Genomic DNA, 6,583 nt, shown 5'->3' with positions numbered 1-6,583 from the left:
ATGAAGGTCTTGGTGGTGATGTTCTTCGCACTCTTGCCAAGAAGTTTGCGAATCACCAGGTTGTTAGGGATAGATATATCGTTAAGCTCCTCGATGCGTTTTGGTGTAAGCCCTTCAGGATCTGTTATTGCGATCTTGTTTATCAGGGCGACCATACGTTTCATCTTCGGAGACAAATCATAGTCTGCCATAGTGGTCACATGGTAGTATATCCACCAGTGTGACGCAAGTATTCGAGTCCGTACTGTTGGGGCATTTGTATATTCAATTGGTATTTATCAAACACAAAACACGCATTATTTGCCACTTTCCGCTATGATTTTCTTAAAATTCAGGAAGAAAAGCAACGTCGTGGTAGCTCCTGCGAGGATATCAGCAATTGGCTCGGCAAGGAATACTCCACGCATGCCAAAATGTGAGGAGAGAAGGAATACCAAGGGAATCAGCAGGATGATTTTTCTTAGGGAGGCGAGGAAAAGTGAGATTCTGGCTTTTGAGAAGGAGATGAATGCCTGTTGGCAGGCAATCTGGAAACCAAGCATCCAGAACCCTGCACTGAAGATTCGCATTGCCTCGCTGGTTTTTTCCACAAGAAGTGGTTCACGGGTAAAGAGTCGGACCACCGCTTCCGGGAAAAGCACCAGGATAAGGCAAACCGTGGTGGAGAAGAGAGCGCTGCTGATAAGAATCCTGGAGAAAGCAGCCTTCACCCGTTCTGTATTCCCTGCTCCATAGTTATAGGAGAGGATTGGTTGCCCCCCTTGGGTAAGTCCTTGCAGTGGGGCAAGGCTGAAGAGCATTACTGATGCAAGGATAGACATTGCACCAACGGCCAAGTCCCCTCCAGTTCTCTGCAAGGTGGAGTTGAGGATAATGTTCACCAAACTCTCTGTGGACATCATGAAGAAGGGGGATATACCCAATGCAAATACCGGGAGCATCACCTTCTTGGTGGGCAGGATTTTCTTGTAACTGATGGTCAATGTGGAACGCTTTGAAGAGAGAAAATGCAACACCCATGCCGCACTTACCGCCTGGCTGATAACCGTTGCAAGTGCAGCTCCCTTAATACCCCATCCTAGTGCAAAGATAAAAATTGGGTCGAGGATAATGTTCACCGCTGAACCAAGCAGCATGGTCATCATGCTGGTCCTGCTGAACCCCTGGGCAGTTATGAACGGGTTGAGTCCAAGGCTGAAAAGGACGAACGGGGTTCCCCAGAGATAGATGGAGAGATAGTCAATGCTGTACTCAATGGTTGCAGAACTTGCACCGAACGCGAACAGGAGTGGACGCTTGGCTATCTGAAAAAAGAGTATAAGCACGAACGCAAAGATGATAAGGGTGCCGATGGCTTGACTCAGGATTGCATCGGCCTCCTCTTCCCGTTTCTGCCCCAGCTTGATGGAAGCCTGTGGTGCCCCTCCAGCTCCTATGAGCATGCTGAATGCGGCTAGAAGCATAATAATCGGGAAGCTCAGTCCAATTCCACTTAATGCAAGAGCACCGGAACCTGGGATATGGCCAATATAGATCCTATCAATGATGGTATAGAGGGCATTGATCACTTGTGCCAGGATGGTAGGGACAGCAAGGCGAAGCAACAGTTTCCCTATTGATTCCGTCCCAAGTGAGGAAGTTGTTTGTCGCATGTCGGTACTGTACCCAAAAGAAGAAAATGAAACAAGCAACGTCGCCTATCTAGTTTATTGCGCATGCGTGAAAGGTGTTGCTATACTTCATGTATGAATGACAAAGTGATGGTATTGCCAGAAGTGCGGTTCGGATACGGGTTCATCCCCCCTGAATTTCTTCCAGAGGGAAAGGATGAGTATTATCTGAGGAACATCCAGAACAAGAAAGATCCGGGAAGCTATCGGCATCTGAAGGAAGAGGAGATAGCCCTGCTCGAGCAGAACCTGAATACTTCCCCCTGTTGGGATGATGTGCTGGTGAGTGATCCCTTTGACCCTTCCTTGATCAAGAACAGTGAATTCTATGGGCTGGTACGTATTGGAAGCATGGCGCGTCAGATAGTCAGTTTTCATGACTTCTCTGTGCCTGTAGGGATAACCAACAGCAGAATTGTCAGCTGTGATATCGGGGACAGCTGTGCCATTCTCGATTGCAGCTATCTCAGTCACTATATTCTTGACCATCATGTCATCATCTACCGCATCGGAGAGATGCAGACCACCAACCATGCAAAGTTCGGCAGCGGTATTCTCAAGGATGGGGAAGACCCAGAGGTGTTGACCACCATGGATATCATGAATGAAGCAGGAGGAAGGACGGTTAGACCCTTTGATGGAATGCTTCCTTCCGATGCCTACCTCTGGGGGACCTATCGCGATGATGATGCGTTGATGAAGATCTTTGAGACCTTGACTGACAAGACCTGCGACGCACGTCGTGGATACTACGGATTTGTCGGTCAGCAGTCGGTCATCAAATCATGTGATACCGTAAAGGATGTCTGGGTAGGGGAAGGTGCTTATATCAAAGGAGCCAACAAACTCAAGAATCTCCGTCTCCGTTCAACTTTGGCTGAACCGATACAGATTGGTGAAGGTGTTGAGCTGGTAAACGGCATAATCGGTGCAGGAAGCAGGGTGTTCTATGGATGCAAGGCAATCCGCTTCATCATGGGGGATAACTGTAATCTCAAATATGGGGCCCGTCTTATCCACTCATTTCTTGGGGACAACTCAACGGTCAGTTGTTGTGAGCTGCTGAGCAACCTCATATTTGGGGGACACGAGCAACACCACAACAACTCCTTCCTGATTGCAAGTATGATCATGGGACAGTCGAATATGGCTGCCGGTGCGAATATCGGCTCCAATCACAACAGTCGTGGAAATGATGGGGAGATGGTTGCCGGCAGGGGATTCTGGCCAGCTCTGAGCAGCACGCTCAAGTATGACTGCAAGTTCGCAAGCTATGTTCTGATCGCCAAGGGAAACTATCCCCATGAGTTGAACATCCCCCTTCCATTCAGTCTGCTGGGATCAGATGCCAAGGAGGGAAGGCGGGTGGTTATGCCTGCCTATTGGTGGATGTACAATCTTTATGCCCTGGAGCGCAACAGCTACAAATACCGTAAGCGTGACAAGCGAAAGGTTATCCGTCAGCAGATAGAAACAGACTACCTTGCTCCTGATACGGTAAATGAGATTTTTACGGCCTGCGACCTGCTCTGTGAGTGGGTAGGGATCAATTACAACAGGACCCGGCCCACCTCCCAGGAGCGAAGTGACCTGATCACCCAAGGCCGTAATTTGATCACCACGAAGCCATCCGAAGTACAGTCAATGCAAATGTACGTCTGGGAGTTGGAGAACAGCAACGAACCGGTTGAGGTACTCAAGACGGTGGAGGCATACCAAGCGTATCAACAGATGCTTCGATACTACGCTGTGAAGACACTCAGCGAGTATTGCACCACCCATGAAATCACCATCAGTGAGTTCCAGCAGGCCCATGATGCAGTGCTCGAGCCTTGGCTCAATATTGGGGGTCAACTTGTTCCTGAGTATCGTTTTGAGGCTCTCAGGGATGGTCTGAAGGAAGGCTCCATCAACTCTTGGGATGAAGTACATAATGCTTATGCCTACTGGTTCTCTCTGTATGAGGAAGACAAAGCTCTGCATGCCTTGGCAACACTGCTCAAGGTATTAGGATGCAGTGAAATCAACCAGGGGCAATGGGAGCAGGTGGTTGATGAGGTAGCCACCATTCGCCTTGAAATCGAAAACCAGGTCTTCAAGACCAAGGAAAAGGATTTCAACAACCGGTTCCGCTTCAGTACCTATCGTACAGTGGAGGAGCGTGATGTAGTGCTAGGCAGTCTTGATGACAATCCTTTCATCCAGGAGTCAAAGCAGATCACAGAGCAGGTGCTTTCCCAGATCCGGCAGGTTCGTTTCTCCTGAGTGTGGTGTAGGTATCTTCTCCAATGCTGACAAGGGTCAGGAGAAGCAACACCACACATGCGGCCTTGATGATGATCTGCCACCACTCAAGTGAGAGGTTGAAATAGAGCAAGGCAGTATTGTTGTAGATGTTCCATCGCGTTGCAACGAAGATGAAGTAGAAGACTCCCAATAGGTCGGAGGCTGCACTGAAGCCGAGTACTGTTTTTGTCCATCTTGCGCGAGCCATCTTGAACATGGCAACAAAGAACGCGATGGCAGTGGTCAGCATCCATCCTATGAGGTAAGGACGGAGTAGGTCTGCAACAAAGAGGGGGATAGGTTCCCTGTCTTGGGTATAGATTGCAAGTAAATCACCTTTCATGTACATGAACCCCAGGAACAGGAAGAAGAGTGACAAACCTACCAAGTCAGCAATGCTGTCTCTCTTCTTGATCTCCCTGGTGGGTACTTCCTCAAGATTATGCAGTTCAGTGAGGTTCCAATCCTTCAAATCTGTCTTTACCTGACACCTTTCAAGTATGGCAAAGGTGATCGTTACCCACAGGAATGCTCCTGATGCAGCACTGAAGATTGAGGCCAGAGCCTTTGCGATCATTTCAAAGATGGAGAGACCGGATGGGGAAAAGAAAAAGGAGAGTACCGTGAAGACCAAGGTAACCAGGGAGACTACCAAGGCAACAATCTTGAGCACCATGATATAGGTATCATAGGTTGCAGGTCCGATAAGGTATTGTTCCCTGCCACGGTATTTTGCGGCCAGTGAAGAGGGGGACCCCATTGACAAGAGTGTCTGTTCGACTGCCTCATCACTGGGGTCTTCTGGCAACATGTCGAGAATATTTGCCGTGAGTTCCTTCTCTACTTCCATTCTTTCTGCAGGTTTTAGGTGACGGACTGTCTCTGCAATATATCGGTTGATAAGTTCATGCATGGCTCTCCTCCCCGAGCAACGCTTCAATGTGCGATTGTTGCTCTCTCCATTGGTTTGCAAGTGATAAGTAGATGCTCTTTCCTTCCTCGGTGAGTTGGTAGAACTTCCTCGGTCTGTTTTCGCTGGTATTCCAGCTACTCTCCAGGACACCTTGGGTTTCCAGTCTCCTGAGCATGGGGTAGAGCGTATTGGCTTCCAAATCTATGTGCTTTTCAGAAAGTATCTGCAATAGGGAGTACCCATACTGAGGAGTCGTGAGTTGACTGAGAACACAGAGCGTCAGGGTACCTCTGTTGAGTTCTGTTACAAAGTTGGCAAGAAGCTCTCTCCTATCCATATGAAACCTCGTGCTTTTATAATAGTGTGTATCACACAGTAATGTCAAGAACAAAGTATATTCATGATACGAAAAAATTTGACGGTTTTCCTGAACGATGGTACGATGAGATTGTGGTGGTGAAGAAGGGGAATAACCGAAGGAAATAACCCTGAGTAGCCAAAGAACCCTCCCGGTCGGAGGGTTTTATTATGGGCTCATGACAGAGTCCAAATCGGGGTGAATAAAGCCTTCAATCCCACCGTACATCTTTCTTCAATTCTTTCACTCATAACAGGTTTCTACGTTGTGGGAAAGCCTATTCTCCAGTATCATCCATGCATATCCATATGATGAGGCAGGGGAGAGAATGTACAAGGAAGACCAGAGAGAAAGGAAGAATAGCCAGCAAATACTGTTGGATGACCGAAGAGTGATTCGTCTTCTTGCCAAGCTATCCCTGCCAGCCATGATTGGGCTCCTGGTGAATACCCTCTACACAATGGTCGATATGTTGTTCGTCGGTCGGTCAGTCGGACCTGTCGGTCTTGCTGCTCTTGGAATTTCCATGGGTGGTTACCTGATACTTACGGCAACAGCGCTAATGATGGGCATTGGGGGAGCTTCCCTGGTTTCTCGACAACTAGGAGCGGGAGAGAAAGAGGCGGCAGGAAGAACTGCCTCCGTCAGTGTGGGCGGTATGCTCCTTATCTCAGTTACTCTTGGTGTGATGGGCCTGCTATTTTTCCCGCAGCTTGCATCCATGCTGGGCTCTGATGCTGAGACCTACCCGTTGGTACGAAGCTACCTGGGAGTTTTGCTTGCAGGATCTCCACTCATTACCCTCTCCACCGTTCTGAATGCACTCTTGCGTTCCCAAGGGAAGGTAAAGGCATCGATGGTAGCCAGCATCATCGGAAATGGGTGCAATATCCTGCTTGATTTCCTGCTGATCATCGTCCTTGATTGGGGAGTGATGGGGGCTGCTGTTGCAACCGTGGTTGGCCAATCATCCTCTGCCCTGTTTGCCTTTTACATCCTTTCCTCTCGTCGTTCTGCATTCTCTATCAGAAAGGGTGAAGGTGCTCCTTTCTTTCAGTTGTTTGGTCGAATTGCTTCTCTTGGCTCTCCTACGCTGGTGAGACAGCTTGGGACCAGTGTGGTGACCATAGTGGTCAATCGAAGCCTGCTTCTCTATGGAGATACCCTTGCCATTGCTGCTTATGGGGTTATTTGGACCCTGTTGATGTTTTTCAACAATGTTCACAACTTAAGCCCAACTTTCCCAAAATCTTAACAATTTGACTTGTGATTATGATGGAATTTGGTCTTTCGCTTGTTTTCTGCCCTTGGTACTGTCCGCCCTGGTTTTATGGGGCAGACAAACCTTTCCGCCCT

General features: G+C 48.5%; 5 protein-coding genes and 1 pseudogene. 2 read left to right on the top strand and 4 right to left on the bottom strand.

Translation table 11 applies throughout. The annotated features are described in order from the left end of the window. A pseudogene (locus tag JF818_RS00125) lies at positions 1-191 on the bottom strand (esterase); the annotation flags it as partial. A gap of 105 nt (positions 192-296) precedes the next feature. Then, the gene (locus JF818_RS00120; RefSeq protein ID WP_198889975.1) at positions 297-1,652 is read right to left on the bottom strand and encodes an MATE family efflux transporter; all 1,356 of its coding nucleotides are present in this window, start codon (positions 1,650-1,652) and stop codon (positions 297-299) included. Positions 1,653-1,745: 93 nt separating this feature from the next. Between JF818_RS00120 and JF818_RS00115 the strand changes: the two genes are divergently transcribed. After that, positions 1,746-3,935 carry a DUF4954 family protein gene (locus JF818_RS00115; RefSeq protein ID WP_198889974.1) on the top strand — a complete coding sequence of 730 codons (2,190 nt, stop codon included), beginning with the start codon at positions 1,746-1,748 and terminating at the stop codon, positions 3,933-3,935. Here the strand turns inward: JF818_RS00115 and JF818_RS00110 are convergent. Continuing rightward, complete coding sequence (locus JF818_RS00110) at positions 3,889-4,869, bottom strand: hypothetical protein (RefSeq protein ID WP_198889973.1); 981 nt, start codon at positions 4,867-4,869, stop codon at positions 3,889-3,891. The two genes, JF818_RS00115 and JF818_RS00110, sit on opposite strands and share 47 nt — an antisense overlap. Further along, entirely contained in the window at positions 4,862-5,206 is a 345-nt protein-coding gene (locus JF818_RS00105) for a PadR family transcriptional regulator (RefSeq protein ID WP_198889972.1), read from the bottom strand. The genes JF818_RS00110 and JF818_RS00105 overlap by 8 nt, the downstream gene beginning before the upstream one ends. Before the next feature lie 286 nt (positions 5,207-5,492). Here JF818_RS00105 and JF818_RS00100 point away from each other — a divergent pair, with 286 nt between their 5' ends. Continuing rightward, positions 5,493-6,482 carry an MATE family efflux transporter gene (locus tag JF818_RS00100; protein ID WP_198889971.1) on the top strand — a complete coding sequence of 330 codons (990 nt, stop codon included), beginning with the start codon at positions 5,493-5,495 and terminating at the stop codon, positions 6,480-6,482. Positions 6,483-6,583: the final 101 nt, after the last annotated feature.

It is taken from the genome of Sphaerochaeta sp. S2 (assembly GCF_016406725.1).
Classification (GTDB): Bacteria; Spirochaetota; Spirochaetia; order Sphaerochaetales; family Sphaerochaetaceae; genus Sphaerochaeta.
Note: the sequence above shows the minus strand (reverse complement) of the source record. Positions and strands in the feature narration are given on the sequence as shown.